Here is a 1,492-nt window from a genome sequence, read left to right on the forward strand (position 1 = left end):
GAGGTAGATTTTGGGCATGGGGCATGGGGCATGGGGCATGGGGCATTATATAGGTTATCTATTCCCTATTCCCCATTCCCTATTCCCTATTCCCTATTCCCTATTCCCTATTGGTTACTTGCCTTTGTAAAAATTCTCCTACTAGATAAAGCGAACCACATAGGACGATTAAATCGTCTGTTTTAGTGGTTGAAGTTGCAGAATCTAGTGCTGTGAATAAATCTGGATGTATTTGGCGATCGCTCAAATCTGGACAGATGCTATGAGCGAGGCTGGCTAAATTTTGGAGATCAGCGGAGGTTCTCCCAGGCCAAGGCTCTACTGGTATTGGTACTAGGTAAAGGCGATCGCCTGGACGCATTAAGGCGGCAAAAATATCAGCATGATCTTTATCAGAGAACATTCCCATAACCCAATGTATGGGTTTATTGTTAACTGTGTTTAAGCTATCGATATACTGGCGGAGGACTTGGGCGGCGGCTGGATTATGAGCGCCATCAAGTAATAATTTATGGTTTTTCCAGGTAGTCCATTGCATCCGCCCAGGCCATTTAGTTTTTGCCATACCCTGAGCGATCGCTTCTTTAGAAATCTGCCAACCCTGTTTTTGGAGAATCTCTAAAGCAGCTAAAGCCAAAGCTGAATTAGCTAGTTGAATTTGTCCTGGTAATGGCAAAGGATACTTAATAAAGTCATGGCGTAGTTCTTCCATCTCCTCCCCTGCTTCCGCTGCTCCCCTTCTCCCCCTCTCCCCCTCTCCCCCTCTCTGATACTCTGCCCATCCTGGGGCTATTTGGCGGGAAGGTTGGGGTGTAAAAATTGGGCATTGTAATTCTAAAGCACGCGATCGCACGACTTTTTCGGCATCCGGTGGCAATAGCCCAATTACAGCGGAACATCCAGGTTTGAGAATACCAGCTTTTTCTCTAGCAATTTCAGTAATAGTAGAACCAAGTTGTTGCCAGTGTTCGCGGCTGATGGAAGTGATGATAGTAACTAAAGGCTGTAAGCAGACATTAGTAGCATCTAAACGACCACCTAGTCCGACTTCTACAACTGCTACATCAACTTGCTGCTGAGCAAAATATAACCAAGCTGCTGCTGTAATTACTTCAAATTGAGTTGCGGATTCGTCACCAGCACGAATAACTGCTTGGATTTTTTCTAATAATTGGTTCAATTCCTCTGAGGAAATTGGCTGTTCGTTTAGGCAAATCCGTTCCGTCCAATCAACTAAGTGGGGAGAAGTGTAGCGGCCTGTACAATAACCAGCCTCAGTAAGCACAGAGGAAAGATAAGCACAGACAGAACCTTTACCGTTAGTACCAGCAACGTGAATTACTGGGATTTGGTGATGGGGATTGCCGAGCTTTGCCAACAGTTTAACAATGCGATTAAGTCCCAGATGGACACCAAAGCGTTGAAAGGGTTGTATTACAGAATCGATATCCACAGGAGGAAGTGGGGGAGTGGGGAGTGGGGAAAATTTCTT

1 protein-coding gene is annotated in these 1,492 nt (G+C 45.4%); it reads right to left on the reverse strand.

Annotated features, from left to right (window positions below):
* Positions 1-100 precede the first annotated feature (100 nt).
* Entirely contained in the window at positions 101-1,453 is a 1,353-nt protein-coding gene (locus IQ246_RS29610; protein ID WP_194006842.1) for a folylpolyglutamate synthase/dihydrofolate synthase family protein, read from the reverse strand.
* Positions 1,454-1,492 lie beyond the last annotated feature (39 nt).

The organism is aff. Roholtiella sp. LEGE 12411, assembly GCF_015206995.1.
GTDB lineage: Bacteria > Cyanobacteriota > Cyanobacteriia > Cyanobacteriales > Nostocaceae > Komarekiella.